This is a genomic window from Halorubrum sp. AJ67 (genome assembly GCF_000513435.1).
Genome location: NZ_CBVY010000002.1, coordinates 391,576 through 394,125 on the forward strand (window position 1 = coordinate 391,576; position 2,550 = coordinate 394,125).

Consider the following 2,550-nt stretch of genomic DNA (forward strand, 5'->3'; position numbering starts at 1 on the left):
GTTCGCGAGCGCGTGGGCCGCGCTCGTCTTTCCGACGCCCGGGCTGCCGTGGAGGACGACCGCCTCATGGTGATCGTCCCACGAGCGGGCCCACTCCGCGAACGCGTCGCGGGCCTTGTCGTTGCCGCGCACCTCCGAGAGCGTGCTCGGGCGGTACTTCTCCGTCCAGTCGGCCATTACCGGGGGAAGGGGCGAGCCGCGTTTAGTGGTTGCGGAGCGACAGCGGTCGACGTCGGCGGACGCCACTCCGAACCGCCCGACGGCCGAGTCGTCGGCCGTTGCCCCGTGACCGATCCGATCCGAAGTCGCGGACGGTGAGGTAGCGACGAGGCGTTCGAACCCGCGAACGCCCGTTCGGAGTTCGTCAGAGATATTGGCGGTATCCAGTGGTATGCCAAGTGATTTAGCCGATCCATCGCAAGTCAGCGTGTGTCAGAGAACATTGATCGACGGAAGTTCCTCGCGGGCGTGGGAACGGTGTCGAGCGTCGCGGTCGCGGGATGTTCGGGCGAAGAGGACCCGGTCGAGGAATCCGGAGCCGACGGGAACGGTTCGGACGCCGACGGCGACGGCCAAGACCAGCTGAACGCCGGGCAGCTTCAGCTCATCCAGAACCCCCGGGCGACGCTGGACCCGATCGGGATCTCGGGCGGCATCAACGCGTGGATGAGCTCGCAGGTCCACGAGCAGCCGTTCACCTACGCCGACGGGACCGCTCCCGTCGAGTCGATGCTCGTCGACGAGTACACGGTCTCCGACGACTACCTGACGTACACGTTCACGTTCAAGGAAGGCGTCTCGTTCCACAACGGCGGGGAGCTGACCGCCTCCGACGCGGTCTACTCGTGGCGGCGGCTCGCGGAGTCGGAGAACAACCGCAACAACCAAGACCGGATCGTCAGAGGGCCGATGTCGGTGGCCCACGAGACCAACGAGGACGGCGAAACCGTCCCCGGGTCGTTAGCGTTGGAGGCCGTCGACGAGTACACGGTCGAGATGACGCTGGAGGAGCCGTTCCAGAACACGCTCGGGAACCTCGCCGACCTCCGATTCACCGTGATCCCCGAAGGGATCGTCGGCGACATCGAGGGGTACGACGGCGAGGTGCCGTACGACGAGTGGTCGACCGAACGGCTCACCGGGACGGGGCCGTTCCAGTTCGTCCGCTGGGACCCCGGAAACGAGATCGTCGTCGAGCGCTTCGACGACTACCGCGGATCGGTGGCGAACATCGACGGGATCCGCTGGCAGATCCTCGAGGACCCGAACGCTCGGTACACCCGCGCGGTGAACGAGCAGAACGTCGACATCTTCAACATGCCGCGGTCGCAGTTCGACCCGGCACTACTGGAGGTCGACCAGGAGATCGACGAGGACCGGAGTCAGGGCACCTACGGCCCGGTCGGAGGCGAGACCCTCAACTACGGCGAGACGAGCCTCCCGCGAACGCAGTATCTGATCTTCAACACGCTTCGAGTCGAAGAGCCGGCGCGGAAGGCCATCGCGTACATCGTCAACCAAGAGCAGATCACGGAGACGGCCGTCCGGGGGCAGGGCGAACCCGCCTACTTCCTGACGCCGCCCAGCGCGTTCCCCGAGGGCGCGAGCAACTACCGCCAGACGGCACAGGAGGACTACCCGTACGGGTACGCGGAGTCCGACCTCGACGCCGCTCGTCAGGTGATGGAGGAGGCCGGATACACCGCGGACGACCCGTACGAGACGACGCTACAGTTCCCGTCCGACCGGCAGGCCTCGGAGTGGGGCGAGATCGCGAACCTGCTGCGCGATCAGGCAGAGGCGGTCCACATCGACCTGGAGATCGAACAAGCGCCGATCGCGACGCTCACCAACCGGGCCATCGAAGGGGACATCACCATCTACGCGGTGTGGAACGAGCTCAGCTGGCTGGAGGCCGACTCGATGCTGCGGTTCGCGTACCCGAACGAGTTCGCGTGGTCTCGGTGGGGTGCCGAAGCGGAGTACGAGTACGACCAGCTGTCCGACGCCGCACAGCGCGCCACGGACGCGTGGGGACGCTACGAGGAGAACCGTGTGCCGTCTGAAGACGCCCAAGAGACCCGAGACGATGCGTACCTCGAGATCGAGCGCGCCAACTGGGCGGACATGACGATGCTGCCGCTGTGGCACCCCGTCGAGGAGCTGTACTGGTACGACTGGGTCGAGGGGCTGGAGATGCACGGGTCACAGCGTCGCCCGCAGCTCAACGAGATCTCGCTGAACCGCTAACGAGCGACGCGGACCGACCGCGACCGACGGTCACCGACGCGGGGTCTCGTCGGACTCGGCGCGGCGCGCGGTCGGGTCGGCGTACGCCTCGCCGTGCCGGTGACACCGACTCACCCGGTCTTCTCCGGTCGAGTGGAGCTCCGGAACGTCGGTCTCACACACCGTCCCAAACGTCTCGTCGAGGACGGCCACGGCCTCGGCGATCCGTCCGTCGGCCGCGATTTCCGTCGCGCGGTCGATCGGATCCCGAGTCGCGTCGGGGAGGGCCACGTCCGCGAAGAGGTCGTCGCGGACCTCGGC

Annotated in this window: 1 protein-coding gene and 2 pseudogenes; 1 reads left to right on the plus strand and 2 read right to left on the minus strand. The window is 67.0% G+C overall.

Annotation, left to right across the window (positions count from 1 at the left end; genetic code table 11):
• Positions 1–177 (minus strand): annotated as a pseudogene (locus tag BN903_RS16380) (AAA family ATPase); the annotation flags it as partial.
• 252 nt (positions 178–429) lie between these two features.
• On the opposite strand from BN903_RS16380, the gene BN903_RS03620 reads away from it, so the two are divergent.
• Positions 430–2,250, plus strand: a complete 1,821-nt coding sequence (locus BN903_RS03620) for an ABC transporter substrate-binding protein (RefSeq protein WP_048076408.1) — start codon at positions 430–432, stop codon at positions 2,248–2,250.
• A 30-nt stretch (positions 2,251–2,280) separates the two neighbouring features.
• Here the strand turns inward: BN903_RS03620 and BN903_RS03625 are convergent.
• Positions 2,281–2,550 (minus strand): annotated as a pseudogene (locus tag BN903_RS03625) (ABC transporter ATP-binding protein); the annotation flags it as partial.